Origin of the sequence: Grimontia sp. AD028 (assembly GCF_000973155.1) — a bacterium.
GTDB classification, from domain to species: domain Bacteria; phylum Pseudomonadota; class Gammaproteobacteria; order Enterobacterales; family Vibrionaceae; genus Enterovibrio; species Enterovibrio indicus.
Window position 1 is genome coordinate 1 of the sequence record NZ_LASY01000097.1, and the last position, 22,400, is coordinate 22,400.

General features: G+C 48.6%; 17 protein-coding genes. 4 read left to right on the forward strand and 13 right to left on the reverse strand.

What is annotated here, in order from left to right; all coding sequences use genetic code 11:
• Positions 1 to 25: 25 nt before the first annotated feature.
• Entirely contained in the window at positions 26 to 496 is a 471-nt protein-coding gene (locus RN22_RS19250; RefSeq protein WP_046306802.1) for an Sbal_3080 family lipoprotein, read from the reverse strand.
• A gap of 82 nt (positions 497 to 578) precedes the next feature.
• Positions 579 to 2,270, reverse strand: a complete 1,692-nt coding sequence (locus RN22_RS19255; RefSeq protein ID WP_046306804.1) for an amidohydrolase — start codon at positions 2,268 to 2,270, stop codon at positions 579 to 581.
• A gap of 210 nt (positions 2,271 to 2,480) precedes the next feature.
• Between RN22_RS19255 and RN22_RS19260 the strand changes: the two genes are divergently transcribed.
• The gene (locus RN22_RS19260) at positions 2,481 to 2,921 is read left to right on the forward strand and encodes a MarR family winged helix-turn-helix transcriptional regulator (protein WP_046306806.1); all 441 of its coding nucleotides are present in this window, start codon (positions 2,481 to 2,483) and stop codon (positions 2,919 to 2,921) included.
• Positions 2,922 to 2,963: 42 nt separating this feature from the next.
• On the opposite strand, the gene RN22_RS19265 is transcribed toward RN22_RS19260, so the two are convergent.
• The 7 genes from RN22_RS19265 to malX form a co-directional block, all read right to left on the reverse strand.
• Complete coding sequence (locus tag RN22_RS19265) at positions 2,964 to 4,127, reverse strand: porin (protein WP_046306808.1); 1,164 nt, start codon at positions 4,125 to 4,127, stop codon at positions 2,964 to 2,966.
• A 15-nt stretch (positions 4,128 to 4,142) separates the two neighbouring features.
• The gene (locus tag RN22_RS19270) at positions 4,143 to 4,904 is read right to left on the reverse strand and encodes a hypothetical protein (RefSeq protein ID WP_046306810.1); all 762 of its coding nucleotides are present in this window, start codon (positions 4,902 to 4,904) and stop codon (positions 4,143 to 4,145) included.
• Between the two features lie 209 nt (positions 4,905 to 5,113).
• Positions 5,114 to 8,242, reverse strand: a complete 3,129-nt coding sequence (locus tag RN22_RS19275; protein WP_046306811.1) for an efflux RND transporter permease subunit — start codon at positions 8,240 to 8,242, stop codon at positions 5,114 to 5,116.
• An 11-nt stretch (positions 8,243 to 8,253) separates the two neighbouring features.
• A complete protein-coding gene (locus tag RN22_RS19280; RefSeq protein WP_052737571.1) occupies positions 8,254 to 9,297 on the reverse strand; it encodes an efflux RND transporter periplasmic adaptor subunit in 1,044 nt (347 codons plus the stop codon).
• Positions 9,298 to 9,311: 14 nt separating this feature from the next.
• A complete protein-coding gene (locus tag RN22_RS19285) occupies positions 9,312 to 10,679 on the reverse strand; it encodes a TolC family outer membrane protein (protein WP_082111441.1) in 1,368 nt (455 codons plus the stop codon).
• A gap of 241 nt (positions 10,680 to 10,920) precedes the next feature.
• The gene (locus RN22_RS19290; protein WP_046306816.1) at positions 10,921 to 12,093 is read right to left on the reverse strand and encodes a MalY/PatB family protein; all 1,173 of its coding nucleotides are present in this window, start codon (positions 12,091 to 12,093) and stop codon (positions 10,921 to 10,923) included.
• Positions 12,094 to 12,179: 86 nt separating this feature from the next.
• The gene (malX, locus tag RN22_RS19295) at positions 12,180 to 13,760 is read right to left on the reverse strand and encodes a maltose/glucose-specific PTS transporter subunit IIBC (RefSeq protein WP_046306818.1); all 1,581 of its coding nucleotides are present in this window, start codon (positions 13,758 to 13,760) and stop codon (positions 12,180 to 12,182) included.
• Between the two features lie 330 nt (positions 13,761 to 14,090).
• On the opposite strand from malX, the gene malI reads away from it, so the two are divergent.
• The 3 genes from malI to RN22_RS19310 all read left to right on the forward strand — a co-directional run bounded on the left by malI (position 14,091) and on the right by RN22_RS19310 (position 17,147).
• On the forward strand, positions 14,091 to 15,107 hold the full coding sequence (gene malI / locus RN22_RS19300) for a Mal regulon transcriptional regulator MalI (protein WP_046306820.1): 1,017 nt from the start codon (positions 14,091 to 14,093) through the stop codon (positions 15,105 to 15,107).
• 61 nt (positions 15,108 to 15,168) lie between these two features.
• Positions 15,169 to 16,251, forward strand: coding sequence for a site-2 protease family protein (locus RN22_RS19305; protein WP_046306824.1), 1,083 nt, complete (start codon positions 15,169 to 15,171; stop codon positions 16,249 to 16,251).
• Between the two features lie 110 nt (positions 16,252 to 16,361).
• A complete protein-coding gene (locus tag RN22_RS19310) occupies positions 16,362 to 17,147 on the forward strand; it encodes a class I SAM-dependent methyltransferase (RefSeq protein WP_156168234.1) in 786 nt (261 codons plus the stop codon).
• Positions 17,148 to 17,184: 37 nt separating this feature from the next.
• On the opposite strand, the gene RN22_RS19315 is transcribed toward RN22_RS19310, so the two are convergent.
• The 4 genes from RN22_RS19315 to RN22_RS19330 form a co-directional block, all read right to left on the reverse strand.
• Positions 17,185 to 18,018, reverse strand: coding sequence for a hypothetical protein (locus RN22_RS19315; RefSeq protein ID WP_046306826.1), 834 nt, complete (start codon positions 18,016 to 18,018; stop codon positions 17,185 to 17,187).
• A 214-nt stretch (positions 18,019 to 18,232) separates the two neighbouring features.
• A complete protein-coding gene (locus tag RN22_RS19320; RefSeq protein WP_046306828.1) occupies positions 18,233 to 19,171 on the reverse strand; it encodes a class I SAM-dependent methyltransferase in 939 nt (312 codons plus the stop codon).
• Between the two features lie 539 nt (positions 19,172 to 19,710).
• The gene (locus RN22_RS19325) at positions 19,711 to 20,721 is read right to left on the reverse strand and encodes a succinylglutamate desuccinylase/aspartoacylase family protein (protein WP_046306831.1); all 1,011 of its coding nucleotides are present in this window, start codon (positions 20,719 to 20,721) and stop codon (positions 19,711 to 19,713) included.
• A 58-nt stretch (positions 20,722 to 20,779) separates the two neighbouring features.
• Positions 20,780 to 22,249: a glutamate--cysteine ligase gene (locus RN22_RS19330; RefSeq protein ID WP_046306833.1), complete on the reverse strand. Its 1,470-nt coding sequence runs from the start codon at positions 22,247 to 22,249 to the stop codon at positions 20,780 to 20,782.
• Positions 22,250 to 22,400 lie beyond the last annotated feature (151 nt).

Sequence of the window (22,400 nt, forward strand, 5' to 3'; positions counted from 1 at the left end):
AAGCCCGCAATTGCGGGCTTTTTCTTCAGTACTCTCCGGCGCTCAACTTCTGTTGCGCTTCAGAAACGGTTATTCGCCCAAACAATATATCCATCATGGCCTGAATACGTTTGTTGTCATCACCATACTTAGAGAATGTAGCGTGGTTCGGCGCTTTAAATTCTACTTCTCCCACTTGGGCATCATTCTTGTAGGCTTTGATTTTCGCATCAGCAACAAAGGTTCGGATATCCCAACTCCAGCGGGAGATATATGTCAGGGTCAGTTCACTTGGATCAGGCGTGGTATTGGGTTTCGCCACTTTGCACTTTTTGCCTTCATCCATGCACCACGTCAGCATGTTATCGAGAAACACACTGCGGGTCGCTGGGTGCTCTACGATGGTAACCTCGGTGCTTTGATTCGCTTCGCTGATTGGCGTCGCTGTGTATTTAGGACCAGAGCAACCTGTGATGAAAACGCCAACTAGGATGATAAACAACAATCTTGCGGTCATTTTTCTTGCCTCTGCTAAAAACGAAAGGCCCGCTTGTTTGCAGGCCGTTCATGTGGATTATTTATTTCGTGTCACTTGTTACTTAACTTCTTTCGTAAACCACTCGGCCTTCGAAGATGGTGGTTTCGACTTGAGTATCACGAATTGTATCTGGTTCTACTTTCAGCGGGTTGCGGTCGATAACAATCATGTCAGCACGCTTACCTGGTTCCAACGAACCTGTCATGTCGTCTACACCAAACTGAATAGCTCCGTTGATAGTATAAGCTTCCAGTGCCTGCTGAACCGTGATCGCTTCAGAAGGGTTGAGTAAATTCCCGTCTTCTGTCACTCGGGTCACCGATGTTTCAATGCCCAACCAAGGCAATGCCGGCGTTACAGGCGCATCATTGTGGAGGCTGACTGGCAAACCCGCTTCAAACGCTGTGTTAACACGGAACATGTATTCCTGAGCATGCTTCAGGAAGTACTGGTTCATGATTTGACCGCCCGCCCAGTAGGTATGGCCGATAATAAAGGTCGGGTCTACACCCAGCTCAGCCATGCGTGTATATTGCTCTGGCGTTGAGATAGACAGGTGAATCGCCTGACCCTTGAAGTTGGTGTCATCAATGCCTTCAGCTTTTGCACGCTCACGTGCATATTCCACCGCGTTTAGACCCATTTCGAGACTGAGATTGCCATTCGCATGGAATGAGTAGTTCACACCGTTCAGCACAGAGTTCCATGCCACATCGTTAAACATTTCCTGCGTGCCCCAAGGCGCCAGTTTGTTGTGCTTGTAGGCATCGTTCTGGTATTCCAGATCCGTGTAAATGTTGCCGCCGTGTACTGCGCCATCCAGCCACATCTTGGTCTGGCTGATCCAAACCTTGTCAGTTTCGAAATCCGCGCGGTTGCTCAGGATATCCAGATAGCCATCTGCATTGGTTACGCCAACAGCGACACGGACATTAAAGTTTTCATCCAAAGACGCTTCAGACAGAACTTTCAGGTTATCAACGTTATCGGCACCAATATCAGAAACCGTGGTAAAGCCTTGTGATGCCGCTTTGTGGGTTGCTTTTACTGCGGTGTCTAAACGTGGTCCCGGATAGCTGCCAATCGCTTCCAGTACGGCATACAGACCGCTGATTTCTCCTGTCAATTCACCGTTTTCATCTTTCACATAGGCACTGTCACGTGGTGGCTCTTTATCTTTAGTAATGCCTTTAAGTTCCATGCCTTTGCTGTTGTACCAGCCACCGTGACCTTGCATGGCGACAAACACTGGCGTGTCTGGGAACAGTGCATCACGCTCTTCCAACGTTGGAACACGGCCGTGTTTACCTGCATCCCAACCAAGGCCAATCACCCAGCCCGGCATAAATGCGTTGTCTTCCGCAAGAGGCTGGCCCGCCGCGAAGATTTCCATCATCTTGTCGAAATCAGGCTCAGCCTGATAGCTCATATCGAGGAAGTCCATCATCGCCGCTTCCATCATGATGTGGTGATGGGTTTCTACCAAACCAGGCATCAGTGTCTTGCCTTCAAGGTCAAAAATGGTGTGGTTGTTCCACGTTTTTTGAAGCTCAGACAGGCTACCCACTGCGACAATATCTTCACCAACCACCACAACCGCTTCTGCGTTAGGTGCCGCTTTGTTCATGGTCAGGATGTCGCCATTGGTGTAAATCACGGCTTCAGGCCCTGCTACTTCGTTATTTTTTGTACAACCCGCCGTCGCCAGAATTGCCGCTATTGGTAGTAGTTTGAACAGTTTATTTTTATTCATTGGATACCTGCATAAGAGCTTTAACGATTTGTTTCAATTCTAAAGATCTGGCGTTTTTTGAAAATCGCTCTAATTTTCAGTCATAAAGAATCCGAGGTATCTAAAAAGTCAGCGTTCGACTATGGCACTGATTGCATCTTTGACCTTGAAATCACATGGCACTCAATAACTTTGATATCATCTCGGCGATAGTGACAAGTAAGGAACACCATGAACATCAGTAATGCATACAAGATGTATCGCGTCATTCTTGAGCTTAAAGACATTGTGTTGGCGGTTTACCCAGGCAAGGTGTCACTCAACGAGTTTTTCGTGTTGCAGCACATCAGTTTCAACCCTGACGGATGCACGCAGTATGAGCTGGCCAAAGCGATGAGACTGAACACTTCCCGAATCAATGCTTCGGTGAAAAAGTTAGTGACAGATGAAATGGTTACCATCGAGCAGATTGATGAAGATTCTGCACGGGTGAAAAAACGCGTCGCCGTCACTGAACAGGGTCAGGCACTGATCGACGAATATCACGTCCGTTCAAATAAGCTTTACCAGAAAGCGCTGGAAAATCTCGGGTACACCGATGATGAACAGCAAGAGCAAAAAAAGGCAGAGTTCGAAAAGTCATTGACTGCCATGTTCATCAGCATTGACTGATTTGGAATAGAAAGAAAAAGCCACCGAGGTGGCTTTTTTCGTTTAGAAGTTCAATCGGAAGGCGAGGTAGAAGAAGTCTTCTTGTTTGTTTTCGGAAGTCGCATAGTAGTGGCCTCCATTTCCTACAAATTCGTTCGCATTTCTAAAGCTGTATTCACCAATCAAGCGCATTTTCGGTGATAGGAAGTAGTGAGCATCAAGCACGATGTCATTAATCATCTTGTCGCCATACACATCATTTTTCTGCATGAAATAGCCCGCGCGAAGATCCAGCTTATCGAACCCTGTCCAACGCACCATGGTTTCCAAACCTTTGTTGGTGCCCGTATCTTGCAACGTCCCATCAAGCTTATCTTCTGAATAGATAAAGGACGCACCAAAGTCAGCATAATAGTACTCCGCACCCACACCCCAGAAGGTATAGCTATCGGCATCATTGTCCGCACGATCCGCTGCATAGGTTTTCTGGAAAGCAACCACTGGCTTCAGATGACTGAGTTCAGACAGTGTAAAGTTGTAGCTCGCTGCACCATTGAACCCTTTATCAACTCCAGTATCACTGAACACGCCAGAGTCCATGATGTAACCGGTAGAGAAGGTCAGTCCACCAATCTTATGCCCGTACTCGATAGTGTTGTCCTGACGGGTCACACCCGACGCGCTCTTGTCTATCATTGAAGCGCGCGATGCAATGGTTTCACCACCGCCATTAAAAGCAAAAAAGTCTGTCAGGTTCACCAGTTCCAATAAGCCAGAACCAACACGACCAACAGATACCTTTCCGTACTCTTTTGAATCTATACCTGCAAATACATAGCGCGGCATCAGCTCATTTTTCTTGTTATCCATCCCCACCATGGCTTCATTCGAACTGATATCGAATTCCATAATGCCAAAAGCGGTCAGATCATGGTCAATGGGCTGGTAAGTCTGCGCACCCAATCGGGCATCTAACCAACCCACCGTTTTACCATCAGGTATCGCAACACTATCACTACCGAAAGATGTGCCGCTTCTTAATGCGATATCACTGATATTGTATTGAAGACGCCCAGTGACAAAAGTTTTTGATGGGGGTACTTCTGCCAGTTGTATTTCTTCAACCTCGATAATGTCTTGTTCAGGATTTTCTTGAATACCGTCAGCAAATGCCAACGCAGGAAATAGCGCAAAAGGGATCAAGATTTTCTTATTAATATTTGTCATTGTATTCAAACCTAATTAGAAGAAGTAACGAAGGCCCATATAAACCTGAGAGTCATCAGATTTAATGGCGGCAAGATCATTGGCTTTAATTTCAGACTGACCATAGTCAAGGCGGGTGTTGACCCATAACCTTCGGTTCGTTGTGATTGGGGCATTCACAGACAACTTTGCACTGGCTTTGGTCAGGGTAAGACCATCACCCGTGAGCTTTTGGTATTCTGGCCAGAACAGGATAAAAGCCCCTGTGTCACCAATTTGGTGTGTCGCTGCCAGTGCAATGCTGGCACCATCCACCTGTGCTTTGTGGCCAGAAAATTTGATGTCCCCATCTACATAGGCAGCAATAGGAAAAACCATAAAGCCTGGTGTATACAAAGGATTAACACCCACCACAGTCCCAACCGCAGCCAGGTTGGTGGTGACTGAATCAGTTTTTTGATGAATGTAATCAAGCGACACTCCAAAGGAAGGAATAAAACGGTTGTTTGCATCTAGAACATGGAAGTACTGCGCACGGGAGTCGCGGTAATTCAGGCCGAACTTGTTATCTGCGTCTTCCCCTTTCGCGCCAAACGTCGCTTCACCCAAAAACGCAAATTTGTGCCCATTGTCATACCCGCCACTGACCATAGTGACTGGCTTTAACGTGGAATCCCCTCCCACAAGAAGAGCGGTTTGGGTGTAAACATTGGTCAGGTCAGAAGGATCAATATTCTGAGCCATTGCAGTGGCAGAACATCCCGCGACTAATAGTGGTAAAAGCAACCGTTTATTCATTTCAACCTCATTGGATTGTGTTCACTTCCCGAAAATATTCGGGGAGGTTTTTAAGGTTGAGTTAACTCTATCAACGGGAGAAAAACGCCGAAATGACGTGTTTTTCGACCATTATTTTTTTTAGCTATTGGTGGAAACACTTTTGGGGAAAGTCGGAGGGTTAGAATAAAAAATGCCGGGGATTAACCCGGCATTTTTTCTAGTATTTTTTAAACCGTAGCTGCTATTTGAGGCGCCTTTTTCAACTTCTCCCTCATTCGCTGGAAGATGGCGTAGAACCCCGGCGTGATGATGGTACCCAAAGCCAGAATACATAGGATGCCGCCCAGCAAAGCGATACCCATGTTGTTCTGAGCCACTGCACCAGCGCCTGATGCCAGAGCCATTGGCAATACACCCAGAATGAATGACCAGGACGTCATGTTCACGGCACGGAAACGCATGGTTCCGCCGAGAATGGCTGCCGTTTCGATGTCCTTGCCTTCGCTCTCACGCTTCAGTTTCGCAAATTCAACGATAAGGATGGAGTTTCTTGCCGCCATGGATATCAAAAGTACCAGACCAATCTGTGCGTAAAGGGTGATTGGCATACCTGCCAGGTACAAACCGACCATGGTTCCCACCGCAGCCATCGGTGCGGTAATGATGATCACCACAGGCAATGCCCATGATTCATACTGCGCCACCAAAAACAGGTAGATAAAGACCAATGCCGCCACCAATGCAATGGCGATGGTATTCCCTGCCGTTTTTTCCTGAAGTGCCATAGAAGTCCACTCATAGCTGTAGCCTTCGGGCAGTACTTCATTTGCCACACGCTCCATGGCTGCGATTGCCTGACCGGATGAGTATCCCGGCGCAACGCCCACGAACATCTTGGTCGCAGAAAGCATGTTGTAGGTATTGGTGACATCCGCATCCAGCTTTGGCTCCAGTGTTGCCAGTGCTGACAATGGAATCATCTCTCCTGCCGCAGAGCGAACATGGATACGTGAGATATCCTCTACATCTGCCCTTTGCTCCGTTTTCGCCTGCAAGAAGGTGTAGTAGGTGCGGCCAAACATCGAGAAATCGTTCACGCGTGAGCCCGCCAAGTAAGTCATCAGTGTTTCGTTGATCACCGAAACAGGAATACCGTACTGACGCGCTTTTTCACGGTCGATATCAATGTAGTAATGAGGAACGTTAGCGCGGAATAGCGAGAATACACCCTGCAACTCTGGCGCTTGGTTTGCTGCCATCATCAATTGGAATGTCGCAGCTGCCAGATCCGCTTTCGTACCGCCAGCTCGGTCTTGCAGCATGAACTCCAGGTTTTCACCCTGCCCTACACCCGGAATTGCCGGTGGCGCAATTGCCATCGCCATGCCTTCCTTGAGTGAGGCCATCTTCATGTTCAGACGCGCTGCTACAGCGTTCACATCGTTCTGACCATCAAGTGCTTTGCGCTCTTCCCACGATTTCAGGTTCACAAAGAAGGTCGCTGAATTCGGCTGGAAGGACATAGACAGTGCCGCAAAGCCTGTTGCTCCGCCCACTTCCTGAACGGCAGGATCAGCCAGCATGATCTCTTGCAGGTCATCGACAAAGGCTTGCGTTCTGGCGCGGGATGCGCCGTCCGGTAAGGTCGCGACTGCCAGCATGTTGCCCTTGTCTTCCCTTTCAACAAACGCTGTAGGAATTGAGCTTCCCAACATCACCATTGCTGCTAAGGTGCCACCAAACACCGCGAACAACACAACCGCTTTGCGGACAACCAAGGTCACCATCTTGCCGTAAGCCGCTGTAATGCGGTCGAAGCCTCGGTTGAACGCGATGAACCAAGCGGGTTGCTTCTCCACGCGACGCATAAAGATGGCACAGAGCGCTGGAGACAGGGTAAGTGCATTAATGCCTGAAATCACCAGTGCGATGCAGATGGTCAAACCAAACTGCGCAAACATCTGACCTGTGATCCCTGGCAGCATAGAAACAGGCAGGAAGACTGCCAGCATGACCAGCGTAGAGGCAACGATTGGACCCGTCACTTCTTCCATCGACTTCAATGTGGCTTCAGTTGGCGTCAGATCCTTGTTCTCACGAAGAATTCGTTCAACATTTTCGATAACCAGAATTGCGTTATCAACCACAATACCAATCGCCAGAATCAGGCCAAACAGTGTGATGGTATTGATGGTGAAACCCAACAGATCCATGAAGAAGAATGAACCCACCAGAGAAACAGGAATCGCCGCTATAGGTACGATGGTTGCACGCCAATCACCAAGAAAGATGAAGGTGACGATCACCACCAGAACCACTGCAATCACCAGAGTTTCAACGATGTCTGAGATGGAATCTTCGACAAATGTGGTCATATCAAACGGCAGGTTGTACTGCACGTCGTAAGGGTAGTCAGTGCTTTCCAATAAGGCTTTCACCTGTTCACCGGTTTCCAACGCATTGGCACCCGGCGCCAGCGTGATATACATCAGCGCCGATTCGGCCTTGTTGTAGAAAGTCGCCGCGTTGTAATGCGCATCACCCAGCTCAATCTCTGCGAGATCGTTGAGGTAGATATTGGAACCGTCAGGAGCCGTTTTCACCATAATATTGGCGAACTCGTGAATTTCATTGAAACGGCCTTTGGTCAGCAACGGGATTTGCTTTTGCGTGTCATCAAGGTGCGGGCCTGCGCCAACCGCGCCAACCGGCATTTGCAAATTCTGGTCACGAAGGGCAAGGCGAACTTCATTGGTGGTGACGTTCAGCGCCGCCATTTTGTCGACATCCAACCAAATACGCATACCGTAGGTCGGCCCAAGAAGCACAGCTTCAGATACGCCTCCGATACGGGTCAGTTCATCAATCAGGTTGATTTCCGTCCAGTTGTTCAGGAAGGTCTCATCAAACGTCCCGTTGGGTGAACTAACCGCTACAGCCATTAAGAAGTCCGGGGCCGCTTTGTTCACACGCACACCAAACTGGTTAACGATATCCGGCAAGCTGCGGGAAGCCGTTGCTACCCGGTTTTGCACCATGACCTGCGCCTGATCGAGATCAGTGCCAATTTCGAACGTCACCTGGAGCATATAGGTGCCATCGTTCGCCGCGCGACCGCTCATGTAGAGCATGTTATCGACGCCATTAATCTCGGCTTCGATGGGTTTAGCCACCACTTCTTCAATGGTCTCGGCACTCGCGCCAGGGTAAACCGCGATCACGTTGATCATAGGTGGCGTAATATCTGGGTATTCCGACACCGGCATGGTCTTGATGGAGATAAGCCCCACCAGCATCATGACAATCGAGATAACAAAAGCAAACTTGGGTCTGCTAATAAAAAACTTACTCAGCATAGGCGGTCACCTTACTCCTCGCTCACAACCACAGGTACATCAGGACGCACGCGCAACAAACCTGCGGTGATCACCCGCTCACCCGCTTCAATACCATTGCTGACAAACACATTGGTGCCTTGACGCTCCAGCACTTCAATCGCGCGGCGCTCTGCCTTGCCGTCATTGACGACATATACGAACTGTTCGGTCAGCGCTTGTTGAACTGAAGCTTGAGGGATCCAAACACCATCGAAAGAAGATGCATTATTCAAAGAAACGCGAACAACCTGATTCGGGAAGAGGGCAAGGTCCTCGTTATCGAACTTCGCTGCCACTTTGATCGTGCCACTGGCAGGGTTGATTTTGTTATCAACAAACTTCAAGCCACCCTGCTGACCAGTTTCCTCAAGCAAAAATGAAACGGGCCCCTGATGTTTTGCCTTCTGCTGTTGATACTCATCATGACTTACTGAAAAGGTCGCCGTGATAGGATGAATTTTGACAATATCAGTGATCGGCCCGGATGCTGGAGTGATCATGTCGCCGCGGGAGAAGTTACTGCGACCCAAACGGCCATCGTAAGGGGCACGGATTTTAGTGTAAGAGAGATCATCCCGCGCTTTGTTTGCTGCCGCTTCCGCTACCGCTACATTCGCTAAGGAGACTGTTAGCTCAGCCGTTGAGTCATCAAGGTTTGACTGCGTTGCGCCGCCATTGTCCTGCAATGCTTTCACACGCTTGTGCGACAGCTCAACGCGGGCCAGTGCTGCTTTGGCTTTTTCGAGGTTGGCTTCTGCTATCGCCAATGCTTGCTGATACGGAACAGGGTCAATTTCAAACAACACGTCCCCTTCGTTTACCCAGGCACCGTCACTGAAGTGTTGCTTCATCAAATAACCCGAAATGCGTGTCATCAACTTGGCGTGTTCAGCCGCTTCAAGCTTGGCAACATAAGATTGGGTTGGTGTAAATTGTGCGTGCTCTGTCGTCATCGCATCAACCTGTACACCTTGTGCCAGCGCTAAACCGGGAAACAACAGGCTGGCAAGCAGAAGATTTTTATTCATTTTCATCGTCTTAATCACTCCTAACTTTGTAATTCGCGCTTGAGGCTGGCGTTTAAGCCATGGATATCATCGACAGCTAACTCACCTGCCACGAACTTGAGCATTAGGCTGTTGATGATGAAGTTATACTTCGCTTGATTGACTTGGTTTTGGGCTTGGAAATAGAGGGTATTGGCATCCAACACTTCGGTCATGGTGCGTGTACCAACTTCATGCCCTTTTTCGATGGCTTTAAGGGCAGCTTCAGCAGAAATCAGGCTTTGTTGATGAGCTTTCAGTGCATGCAAGGAAGCGGTCGCAAAGCGCTCAGCCTGATTGATTTGCTCTGTTACACTCCTGAAGGTTTGTTCCTGGACACTCTGCGCCAGTACTAAGCCTTCTTTTGCTATATCCACCTGAGCCGAGGTGCGACCGCCTGTGTATAGCGGCAGATTCGCAGCAATACCGACTTCCACCTCAGTGAGATTGTCCAGCTTGCCATCTTCAATTTTGTTGCCACCCAAATGGGTAATATCCATGAGCAGTTCTTGATTCACACCACCAAACAACACAACGGTTGGCTTATGGCCACTTTGCGCCAGTTCTATCTGTTGTTTGGCAATGTCGATGGCCTGAGTCGCCATGCGCAGGTCATGGTTCTGTGTTTGGGCTTTTTGCTGCCACTGCTGCAGGTTTTCGTTGGCTGGCTGCTGAGGAGAGAAGAGCGCATTATCAATCGGATACACCCCGGAGAACTGCTTTCCCGTTAACGTATAAAGAGCATCAAGGCTGTTTTCATACATGGCACGGGTTTGAATGATGTTCGCATTGGCCATGTCATATTTTGCCTGCGCTTCCCAGTGGTCCAACTCGCTGGCAAGGCCCAGTTCAACACGCATCGTGGTTTGTTTATTCATTTCTTCGATGGTGTTCAGGTTGGCTTCCGCAACAGAAAGCGCATCACTGGCGCGCAGCACATCGAAGTAAGCTGTAGATGTTCTCAGCACCAGCGAAGACTCTGCTTTCTCAACTAAGAGCGCAACTTTGGAGGCATCCTGCTTGGCAATATCAACGCTGAGCTTGGCCGCCGGTGTATAAATTGCCTGAGTTAACTTTGCGCCAACACCCACGCTGTTTCCTGAGCCGCCAATCGTCGCATCAACACTTCGATGGTCATGTAAGTGGGCCGCATTAAAGTAAGCGTGGATTTGAGGCAACAGGTTTGCAAAAGCCAGATCAATGCTTTCGTTTGCCATGTTCGCCTGGGCATTAACCTGGGAAAGTAGGGGGTCGTTGGAAAGAGCGAGTTGGTGAAGTTGTTTCAAGTCTACGGTTTCTGCCAGAACAGATCCCGAAGCCAGCGCGCCCATCATCAATGAAGTAAATAGCTTTGTTCGCCGATAGTTCATAGAGCCTGCTTATTGTTATGAGAAGAATTCCTGCTGAGGGAAAGGGATGTCCACCATCCCCAACAGGAATCTTCACTAAATATTCAGGCTTTCTCTATGACGCTTTTTTGCATCATTAAAATTTTGAGTGATTGAGGTTATACAGGCAGAAAGGGAATAATCAAGGCTCTTCGAAAAGCATCTACTTCCGATTTTCTCCTTATCTCTACGAGATTTGCGCCACAGATTGTGGCGCTTTTTTTTAAGGTCGCTGACGCTTTATTGCCTCAATCAACGCTTTCAATCCCGCTTCCACTTTCGAGCGCGGACAGCCCAGATTCAGGCGGACATACCCTTTGCCCGACTCCCCATAAACACTGCCATCCATAATGGCGACATTGAAGTGTTCAATCAGATCACTTTGTAACTTCTGCATATCAAGGTTTAGAGGCGACAAATCAATCCACGCCAAATACGTCGCATCAGGCACCACGTAGTTGAGTTCTGGGAACACGCTGAGTGTGTCACGCACAATCCCGTGACTATCACGCACATAAGCATTCAATGCGTTGAGCCACTCTTCACCGTGATTGTAGGCGGCCATCATCCCTATCACGCCGAGAATAGAAGGCGATGACAGCCCATCCACTTCTTTCAATTTGAACAGGTAATCATTGCGCGCTTTTTCTTCAGCAATGAAAGCGTAAGCGCCATTCAATGCCGGAATGTTGAAAGACTTGGACGCTGAGGTCACCAGCGCCCAACGCTGCGTCATGCCAAAGCCTGTCCAAGGAGTATGCGCTTTGAAGGCCACATCCATATGGATTTCATCGGAGATCAGCGCCACATCATGCTCATCGCAAAGCTCAGCGATGCGCTGTAATTCCTCTTTTTGCCAAACACGGCCGGTTGGGTTGTGTGGACTGCACAGCAGGAAAATCGTGGTGTCAGCTTCTGCCAATTGCGTTTCCAGCAAGTTCCAGTCTATTTCCCAGCCGGATGCTGTTTTGATGAGCGGGTTTCGCACACAGCGACGCCCTGCCCCTTCCACCAACTTGTCGAACGCATCGTAAGCGGGCGTTTGGAATACCACGCCATCACCTGCATGGCTCCACTTTTCAATCAGCTTGGCGATGATGTAAATCACTGAGGGGCCGTAAACGATGGTGTCTTTGTCGATTTGCACATCGAAGCGGCGTTGATACCAGCTTTCAATCGCGCCTTTAAAGTCATCGTGATTCCAGCGCGAATAGCCCAAAACCGGATGTTCCAAGCGCGCTTTCAAGGCTTCCATCACAGGTGCTGGCGCAGCGAAGTCCATGTCTGAAATCGTGAATGGCAGCAGCCCTGCTTTGCCGAATCTGTCCTGCACATAGTCCCATTGAGTGCAGTAGGTGCCCATGCGGTCAATTGGGGTGTCAAAATTAAATGTCATGTGTGCCTTCTTGTCGTTTTTCATCTTCTACAACAACAGGAAAACCCCCGACTTATTGCGTTGCGGGGGTTTAGGGGGATAACAGATTAACTTGCTGTTGCGGTCATCAGTGCCTGCATTTCATTTTTCACTAGGTGAACCTGAGTACCAATCACGACTTGCAGGTTGTGAGCGTCCAACTTAACCACACCCAGCGCACCGTATGATTTCAGCTTGTCTGCATCCACCAGATCCATGTTGTCGACAGACAGACGCAAACGGGTAATACAGTTATCCAGTGCGGTGATGTTATCTTTACCGCCCAGCGCTGCCAGAATCGCTGCACCTTTACCAGATTCGTTGATGAAAGCCGCTTCCAGCTCTGAGTCTACTTCTGCGGTATCCACTTCACGGCCTGGGGTTTTCAGGTTGAACTTGGTAATCGCGAACTTGAACACGGTGTAGTAAACCGCAAACCATGCACCTGCCACGACCGGAACCAGATACCACTTGGTTGCTGTGCCTTGCAGAACACCAAACACCAGGAAGTCGATGATGTTGCCGTCGGTGTTACCGATAGTCACATCCAGCAGGCCCATTACCATGAAGCCAAGGCCAGTCAGGATAGCGTGGATGAAATACAGAGCCGGTGCCACGAACAGGAACAGGAATTCCAGAGGCTCTGTGATACCGCCGACCACACACGCCACCACACCAGAGATCAGCAGCGCTTTAATCTTGCTGCGGTTTTCAGGTTTCGCACAGTGGTACATCGCCAGTGCCGCACCCGGCAGACCACCTAGGAATGCTGGCATCTTGCCTTGAGACAGGAATGCGGTCACTTCAGGGCTGAAGCCGTTGGTGTCTGCACACGCCAGTTCAGAGTAGAAAATGTTCAGCGCGCCAGAGACTGTCTGACCACACACTTCCATGGTGCCACCCGCTTCAGTAAAGCGGATCAGTGCAACCAGAATGTGGTGAAGACCAACAGGCAGCAGCAGACGCTCACCAGTACCAAACAGGAACGGACCGAACGCGCCAGCACCTGCAATCAGGTTACCGATACCGTTGATGCCTGCCGCAAAGTAAGGCCATACGAATGGGATCAATACACCCACGACACCCAGCGTGATTGCTGAAATGATGGGAACGAAACGTGCGCCACCGAAGAACGCCAGTGCATCCGGCATCTTGAAGGTGTAGAAACGCTGGTGGAGTTTGGCGACGATGATACCCACCATCACAGCACCCAGAATACCGGTGTCGATAGATTCAATGCCGATAATGCTCTTCACACCATAGGCTTTGCGTTCCAGCTCGTCACCCAGCACGCCGTTCACGGTCAGGAAGAAGTTGATCGCCAGGTTAAACGCGGCATAACCCACGAAACCTGCAAAGGCTGCGACACCTTTCTCTTCGCGTGCCAGACCCAGCGGAATCGCAATCGCGAACATCACTGGCAGATAGATGAATGCCACCAAGCCAATCTTGGTCATCCACATAAACAGGTATTGAAGCAGGGTGTTATCTAAGAAAGGAATCGCTTCGCGGATGGCATTACTCGACAGCGAGCTACCCACACCGAGCAAAATACCTGAGAACGCCAACAGCGCGACAGGCAACATAAAGGTTTTACCAAGACTTTGGAGGAATTCCCACATGGTGGTTTTGGTGGCTTTCTTCGTCATTACAACTCTCCGAATTATGAGCATATGACTGGTGTGGAGTCCTCAACCAAAGCATGAATCGGTTGTCTGCCCCACACACGGGACTATGTGTTTTCGCCGCTCATATTAGGGAAACAAAATTTTGGTAAAACGTTTTATCAAAACATTTGTGATCTGTGCATCGATGCTTAATCCACAAATTTGATCAGGTTTAAATAATGGGAATTTGGCAGTATCCTTTCTTGGTAAAACGTTTTACTAATGTCACGCTAACCCATATTCAAACGACCTGAAGATGCTCGCTGAATCCTGCATTTTCACGTCGTCTGGTTATTAAGTATCAAATAAGGAATTCACTTGAAGAAAGTGACGATCACGGATGTCGCTGAGCACGCAGGCGTCTCAGTCACCACGGTCTCAATGGTATTGGGCAACAAAGGGCGTATCTCTCCGGATACGGCGGAGAAGGTCAACAAAGCCGTGACTGAACTTGGCTATGTCCGAAACCGCGCTGCCGCTAACCTTCGCTCTAACAGCAGCGAAATTGTTGGCCTGATCCTGAAAGACATCAGTGACCCTTACTACGCACAAGTCGCTGCCGGGCTTTGCGAAGAAACGGAAAAACAAGGCTACATGGTGTTTCTGGCACAAAGCGGTGATGCTGAAAAATTTGAACAGTGCATGCTGACCATGGCACGTCAGGGTGTGGGCGGCATTGCCTTCTGCCCGACCAATGAAAACCAGCAGGTTGATGCGGATGTGCTCAAAGCGCACAACTTGCCGTTGGTGTGTATCTCCCGCGCATCGGTCAATCATCAGATTGATTACGTCGGGCCGGATAATGCCAGTGCAGCGAAAATGGCGACGGAATACCTGATTGAACAAGGTCATCGTCGCATTGCTTACGTCGGTGGGAAAAGCAGTTCACTTTGTCGCGCTGAACGCGTGGGCGGCTATTGCAGCACGCTGATGCAGTTTGGTTTGCCGTTTAAACCGGAATGGGTGGTGGAATGCGAACCCGGTCAGGCACCCGCCGCAAAAGCAGTCGAAGCATTGCTTGCCAGCCATCCGCAAATCAGTGCGGTGCTTTGCCATTATTCGTCAACCGCAGTCGGTGCCGTACAGGGTGTTCACCGACTTGGCAGAAACGTCGGAAACGACACCATTTTCAATAAAGAAATCTCCATCGTAGGTTTTGATGCCGTTCAAGATGCGGAACTCACCGAGCCGCCCATCGTGTTTGTGAATTCAGATGCCAAAGAGATTGGTCGACAAGCCGCAAAACGCTTGATTGAGCAGTTGGAGAAAAGTGATTCCGCCCCGCGCAAAATCATCGTAGCACCTTCATTAACCAATCTCCCTACCTAGAGAAATCCGGCGCTAATGCTGGTACATTAGCGCCAACGTTTTCTGATGAAGCACTAACACTTTGGAACTATTCAACATCACCTGTCTCGGTAAGCCTCTGCGTCTTGAAGGATCGCTGGCGGGCTGGCAAGCACTTTACTGGGACAACCAACTCGTTTCTCAACTCGCCGCAAGCGCTGATAACGACAGCGAGAAAGTCCACACTTTCCAACTGACGGCCAACGACCAAATCATTACCGTCGATGTCTCCTCCAGCCTCAGTTGGCAGCCGTTCAACATCGACTACAAAGTCGCGGTAGACGGAGAAGTGGTGGAGTCTGGCTCGCGCAACGAAAAAGACGTGGAGCGCCAACAGCCGGAAGTGAAACCCCAAGCCAAACAGAAATTCAGCCTGATCGGTTTGGCGTCACTGGGTTTAAAACTCTTTAAGAGTGCCAAGGTCATCAAAGTGGTTCTCGCGGGTGCGAGTGTCGCAGCCTATTCCTGGCTGTTCTCCTGGCAATTCGCCTTGGCCTTGATTGCTTGCCTAGTAGTACATGAATACGGCCACATCCGTGCTATGAAATACTTTGGCATGAAAACCAAAGGCATTTACCTTATCCCGTTTATGGGCGGATTGGCGCTTTCGGATGAAAAGATAAATACGCGCTGGCAGGATGTGGTGATTTCCATCATGGGGCCAACCTTCGGCCTGTTTATGTCTTTGGCGGCGCTCGTGGCTTATTGGGTAACAGGGAATGTGTTCTTTGCCGGTCTCGCGACCTTTAATGCGCTATTAAACCTGTTCAACCTGTTGCCAATTCTGCCCCTTGATGGCGGACACATCCTCAAAAGCATCAGCTTTTCGATGAACAGCGTTGCAGGCTTGGTAGCCTGTATTGCCGGTGCGGCGGTGGGGGTATATGTCAGTTACGCATTCGGCTTGGCCCTGCTTGGCTTCCTATTGCTGATTGGCAGTGCAGAAATTGTTTTCGAATGGAAATACCGTCATCACTCGCATCTGTTGCCGCTGAGCCGTTACGGCCAAATCTTCAGTACCGTGTGGTATTTCTCAACGGTTGCCGCTTTGGTCGGCGTGATTATCTACTTCGCCACCAAAGGCGACGAGATGTTGGCACTGCCGCTATTGATTCTACAGAGCTAACTGAAAGCACTTCTCATAAAACGCCAGCCATTGCTGGCGTTTTTTCTTTCCAGCTTCAGCATAAATTCATGATGTGATTTATATCGCACCAAAATGAAAACCGATGTACGATGCGCCACCTTTTTCATTTCGGTGTGTTTTACGTGATTACTCCATCATCAAATGCGCTGTATACAGATCTCTCGGGTTATTACGATCTGATGTGCGCAGACATTAACTATCAGTCTCAAAGTGACTGTGTGCGCAGGCTTCATCAACTGTTTGGTAACCAAGGGAAACGTCATCTGGATCTGGCGTGTGGTACAGGTCCGCACATTCGTTATTTTATCGATACCGGCTTCTCAAGCGATGGCCTTGATCTGAACCAGCCTATGCTGGATCAAGCGAAACTGCGCTGTCCGGAAGCACAATTCTCGCTGCAGAATATGTGTGAGTTTGTGGTAGATGCGCCGTATGACCTCATCACCTGTTTTCTTTATTCGATCCATTACAGTGGCAATATCGAAAACCTCAGCGCTTGTATTCGCAGTGCTCACGCAGCACTTAAGCCTGGTGGTGTGTTCTGTTTTAACGCCGTTGAGAAGAACCTGATCAACAACAACTCTTTCGTGCGCCATATTGTTCAGCACGAAGGCAGTGAGTTTGCTTTCAAATCCGGCTGGTTCTATTCCGGTGAAGGCGACAGACAAGCACTGAAACTCAGTATCGAAAAGACCACGGACAAGGTGACCGAGGAATGGCATGACGACCACCCAATGGTCGCCGTGAGCTTCAACGAGCTTAAAGAATTACTTGATCCATACTTCGAAGTCACTGTGTTTGAACACGACTACGAAAAGCTGGAGATGTGGAACACCACGTCAGGCAACGCCATCTTCGTGTGTGTAAAACGATAAGATGAGAAAAGGCCGGATTGAATCCGGCCTTTTTTGATTAGATTGGATTGCCGTTGATGGTGGCGGAAACCAGTACATCAGAGCCAGTAAAAGTCTCCCCATCGCCTGTCACCGTAACGAAGTCCTCTTTTATGGTCATACCATTCCCAACACCTACATATTGGGTAACCACGGTATTTGAACTAAACCCATCAGAAGATACCCCATCAAAAACCAGTTCCATCACACAGGTATCAAACGTGCCAGCAGGTACAGTCACACTTTCAGTTCTGACAAACTCATAGGAATATTCTCCAGTGTTTGTCACAACACCGTTAGTCTGCTCGGTGACTGTAGGGTAAGTTTTCTTTTCACCCAGATTAATATCATAATCGAGTGGTAAACCACTCGGATGATAAGTAATTTCGTCTTCATCCAATATTTGGCCAAGTGTCGTTATTGTTTTCGCAACCGTATCAGCCGTGATGTAAAGCGAACTTATATTGCCTTCGCCAGATGTTATTTTTTCTTCAATTACATCTGTATAACCTCGGTAAGAGGTAATTTGAATGACTTCAGTCGTTTCTGAATAATTTTCTAGCTGTGTACCATCCAAGTACACCTCTTCTTCAGTAACAACAGTAACACCAACAATATAGAGATCTTCGTTAAAACAAGCAGAAGAGTTTGTTGGGCTTGGTGTTTCTTCTATCGGATCGCCAGGTGCAGGTAAAATTGGTGATTCAGGTAACTCGGTATTCCCACCTCCACCATCAATTTCCTGCTCACCGCCACTCCCTGAGTTATTACTATCACTTCCACCACTTCCACTTCCACCTCCACATCCTGCCAAAAGTAGTGCAACGCTGACGCCCAACAGATACGACTTCATACTTCCTTCTCCAACTGCAATCCATGGGATAGAAACCCAACGCAAGTTAAGTCTTCATCGATTCTATCGGTGGTATTTCGAGGAATATGCTTTGGAAACGAGACGGAATAGGAATCAGAAAACAGCAAGCCCAAATTTGTTCTTTAAAGCTGAGCTACTGCACACTTTACAATATCGACACAAAATGAAAGCGCTTTCTTTTTGGGGCCAATTTTTACTGAGCCCCTTTGTAATGAGCCACTATCTCCGCATTACCAATTGAACGTTCCGACTTGGAACCAAGAAAAAACACGCCATTAGCTGCATCTACATTGTATTTTTCAGGGATCAAACGATCGAACAACATCACCCAAAACAGCGAAAGCTTGATTGCTTTCCCCGCCCAGTGCGAGCGGAAAAGTCCACTGAAGAAGCCTTCAAGCGCCCACAATAGCTGCGTACCTGCCCCGGAACAGACTCCTGACTTAACCAAGCTGAACTGACGGAATAACAAACGGTGCCCACTTTCGGTAAAACGCATGAAATCGTAGGGGCCTTCATGGACATGCTGTAAAAAGGGGGTTTCCGCATACACCAGACCATTGGGTTTCAGTACGCGATGGATTTCAGAGACAACCATTCCCGGATCCATAACATGCTCTAGCACGGCCTGGATGATTACAGCGTCGAAACTGTTGTCGCCCAAGGGAATACAATGAGCATCAGCCACAAATTGAACGTTTGGAGACGCGTAAACATCAAAAGAAACTAATTCGATATTCTCGTCTTCATAGAAGCGTTCCATGCCTTCACCAATAGTACCTCCCCCTATTATCAACACGCGTGGCTTTCTGCGTAACTCAAACAGTGTGGATATTAGCGTGTCGACATTCTTCTTCGTCACACCGGAAGGTGGCGAAACCAGGCGCTTCATCACCTTCATTGCACCAGAATAGGTGTGTCGTGGTACAGCGGAAGCATCAGATGACAATTGCCATCCCAATCCTTTGCAGCGTTCAGAACACAACAAAATCGGGTAACCTCCCACTACTTCGTAGTGTATGTCCCCCGTGCTTGACGCCACCTTGGCGTTTTGATCGTCCAATTTATCAAGCTCAGCGCCACTACGCGGACAGCGCAACAGTGCTAAAACTTCTTTTTGATCCAAAAGCATTATTAGCCCTAATCCCTTACTGCAAAATACTAAGCGTTTGAACCTTTGTCTAAGTCTAAAAAATCTGAACTTTTAGCATTTCATTATTATGAGATAGACCTTATAGATTTTATGGTAAAGGATCTAGGGGAAATCATTCTTTAATAAAAAAATAGGACTTAAAGACTAAATAATCCCCATATACAAAGAAAGGAATGGTTGTAGAAAGGATGTATACAATTCAGAGGAACTAAAATTATTTCCTTTTAATACAATAAATTAAAAGGACAAGTAGGGAATTCTTTACAACATTAGTAATGCATAAATTAGAAAAAATTATTTTCCAAGACACCATACGGAAAACTTTCAATTTCCTGACAGCGCCTTGACGGCAATATTTTATGCGGAACAACCAATGAATACAGATCAAGACACTGTGCATGGAATTGCATTCAATCCCATAAAATCCATTATGCCATTTCAGCCTGGCAATGTGTATTAATTATGCATGACACCTTATTGAAAATAAAATTATTCAACGAAACAAAATGTTAGCGAGTTTAGTCAACCACCATATAAAACAGGCAGTCTGATAGGGCAATGTGATGTTTGGTGGTGATCATGAAAAGCTTGGAGGCATGTTTTAAACGAAGCTCACCATCATGTTCATAGAAAAGTGCATCGATAGGATGTCCACCTTCGCCATCATTGGTCGTCATGCCATCCAGTCCTTTCTCTCCGAGCCACCCAATCATGCTATCTGCCGCCATCCAACCGAAGTTATGGCGGTCAATATCAGGTGGAAGGGTCAGGTCTGCATCCTCGACCTTCCGGTCGTGATAGCAAAGTTCCAACCCTTGTTTCAATTGCACTCGCACAGGGTGGTAAAGCAAGTCCAGTGGCCAGAAGCCAGAATGATTGGCGAAGATATTGTCGGCCGTCAGGAAATGATGAAGCCCATTCTTTGCCACTTCATGGGCGGCATGATCGGCAGCGCCTCCACATTCGACGGTAACGATAGGTGACTCGTCAGTGGTTTGCTCCATCAGCGCGCCCAAACGAACACTGGTGCAAAGCATTCGCTCAGTAAACAGTGAGGCAATCTGCTGGTGTTTTTCATCATCAATGATAGAGACAGAGAATGAAGGACTGGTGCCGGAGGTGTTGTGGAGGTCGACAACCGCTTCAGGTTTTAACTTAGCGATACGTGCCATGATTTCAGCCGCGATGCCAAAGCTGTCATCCTCGCCTGTTTTCCCAAAGCAGCGATTCATGTCCGGTTTATCAGCGAAATGTCGGGTGGTAAAAGGCTTGTCGTAGAGCGCAGCTTTCACATTGGCCAAACAAAAATGCGTAGTCACTGCACAGTCAGGAGAATTCTGGGCAAAATGCCAGAGTGCCTTGGCTCCGGAAGGTTCATTGCCGTGAAGTAATGTCACCACCACACGATGTCGTTCAGGATCCCGGCCCGGCAACGTCAGCCAACTGGCTCCCGGCAGCGTATCCAACCAGGCAACCAATCCGCGTCGTAAATCTTCATCGTTAGGCCAGCTAACATCATGCAGCATCATGACTTTCTTACACTCCTTGTGAAATTCTTAGGGTCTGTTAACACTAGCACCCACTGCATCATAAAATCGGCCAGTGTGAAACTGGTGCGCCTGATAAATATTGCTTTTGATACAGGGCGAACATCTTGTTCAGGGCGACTTCACGGCCGTACTTTCTTTCCAGCTCAACCAGAGTCGAAAGCTGCCAACTCGCTCCGTTCTGACGTTTTGCCAAACGGTGCTCTATCACCACCATCAACATGTCAGCCTCTACCCTGGAAATGCCCAGTTCAACCAACGAATCGGCAACGCGTGGTAACAACTTATCCAACACATCCACCAGTGGGTATTCTTGCAACGTGCCGTTTTCTGATTCCCAAAGAATGTTGGCATTCACACCATATTGAGCTGCTCGATAGAAATTATACTTGGCAAATTCAAAAGGTAGCCTGTCCATCAGCCTGTCCAGGTCACGTTGAAGCGCATGTGCCAAACCAATGCAAAGCGCTGCGTTCGCTACCATGTCAATGGTGGTTGGCCCGGCGGGCAAACTTCTGAGTTCAATACGAAGATGTCCACCGTCTGCATCGTCATACACTGCACGATTCCAGCTCCAAATCGTGCTCTGGTGGAGGCGCAGCGCGTCAAGCCTTGGGCCACAGCCTTCCTTACAATTAGATTCGGGCAGATCAGGCAAAAGTACAGGCTGAAGACTGACTCCTTGTCTGAACAGTTCCAGTGCGCTTTTTCGCACATAGCCTTTACCGAAGGATACCCGTGCAGGCGTGTGCCAGTTCATACCACAAAGATTGCGGCTGTCTATGGACTGCTTAAACAGCGGTACCCGGGTTTCATGCCAGAGTTTTTTCTGTAAGAAGACGGGGGAATTCGCGGCCATTGCCAAGGTGAAAATCGTGGCGATTTGAATACCGTTATACCACTGGGCAAACTCATCAGGTTTGACACGATAATGCACCTGAAAAGACGTATTGGCACCTTCCAGCGTGAGATCATCAGCATCCACTTCCAGGCTTTCTGCGCCATGAATACGGATATGGAATGGCCCACCGCGGGATTCGCAAAGGATATCAGTCAGAGCGTGATAACGGGGAGAGTCCGTCATAGACGCCAGTCCGAAGTCGCCATCTTTCAGTGTGGGCAATATCCCAATCGGCGTGACATCTATACCGTCTGCTTGTGCGATAGCCTGCAGCGATTGCAGTCGTTCGTCCATTTTTTGCTTGAGGAAGGTGAAAGGCGCGCCACTAAATTCGGTATAGGGGCAATTGTATTCCACATTAAAGCGATTGATTTCAGCCGTCATGAGAGGATCTGAGGCTTTGTCGAGAATATCGAGATTGTAGTGCGCGGGTCGATGATGTTTGTCGGTGAGATAAAGCTCCAATTCGGCACCTAAGGTGCATTTCCCTATTCCCCAACCCGGCGTTTCCAGTAACCCTTCGAGTTGGTCCAATTCTGACTTTAGCTGCTTGGCGAATTGCTCATGATCGCTGGCGCTAAACGAGGTTTTATTAATATTCTGTCCCACTGTCTTACCCTCGCTTGACTTCAATGTTTAACATAGAACAAAAAGCGCGCAGTTACAGGCAAGTAGCGACTTCCAAGCCGAGATTCGCGCCAATATTCGCATTCCTGAGCTAGGGGCTGTTGACCTTTGGGGGTTAAATTTTGTTCTCGCT

What these genes read in the sequence shown, in the direction of transcription:
- RN22_RS19250 (WP_046306802.1), bottom strand. Translation starts at nt 496, where the DNA reads ATGACCGCAAGATTGTTGTTTATCATCCTAGTTGGCGTTTTCATCACA.
- RN22_RS19255 (WP_046306804.1), bottom strand. Translation starts at nt 2,270, where the DNA reads ATGAATAAAAATAAACTGTTCAAACTACTACCAATAGCGGCAATTCTG.
- RN22_RS19260 (WP_046306806.1), top strand. Translation starts at nt 2,481, where the DNA reads ATGAACATCAGTAATGCATACAAGATGTATCGCGTCATTCTTGAGCTT.
- RN22_RS19265 (WP_046306808.1), bottom strand. Translation starts at nt 4,127, where the DNA reads ATGACAAATATTAATAAGAAAATCTTGATCCCTTTTGCGCTATTTCCT.
- RN22_RS19270 (WP_046306810.1), bottom strand. Translation starts at nt 4,904, where the DNA reads ATGAATAAACGGTTGCTTTTACCACTATTAGTCGCGGGATGTTCTGCC.
- RN22_RS19275 (WP_046306811.1), bottom strand. Translation starts at nt 8,242, where the DNA reads ATGCTGAGTAAGTTTTTTATTAGCAGACCCAAGTTTGCTTTTGTTATC.
- RN22_RS19280 (WP_052737571.1), bottom strand. Translation starts at nt 9,297, where the DNA reads ATGAAAATGAATAAAAATCTTCTGCTTGCCAGCCTGTTGTTTCCCGGT.
- RN22_RS19285 (WP_082111441.1), bottom strand. Translation starts at nt 10,679, where the DNA reads ATGAACTATCGGCGAACAAAGCTATTTACTTCATTGATGATGGGCGCG.
- RN22_RS19290 (WP_046306816.1), bottom strand. Translation starts at nt 12,093, where the DNA reads ATGACATTTAATTTTGACACCCCAATTGACCGCATGGGCACCTACTGC.
- malX (WP_046306818.1), bottom strand. Translation starts at nt 13,760, where the DNA reads ATGACGAAGAAAGCCACCAAAACCACCATGTGGGAATTCCTCCAAAGT.
- RN22_RS19310 (WP_156168234.1), top strand. Translation starts at nt 16,362, where the DNA reads ATGCGCCACCTTTTTCATTTCGGTGTGTTTTACGTGATTACTCCATCA.
- RN22_RS19315 (WP_046306826.1), bottom strand. Translation starts at nt 18,018, where the DNA reads ATGAAGTCGTATCTGTTGGGCGTCAGCGTTGCACTACTTTTGGCAGGA.
- RN22_RS19320 (WP_046306828.1), bottom strand. Translation starts at nt 19,171, where the DNA reads ATGCTTTTGGATCAAAAAGAAGTTTTAGCACTGTTGCGCTGTCCGCGT.
- RN22_RS19325 (WP_046306831.1), bottom strand. Translation starts at nt 20,721, where the DNA reads ATGATGCTGCATGATGTTAGCTGGCCTAACGATGAAGATTTACGACGC.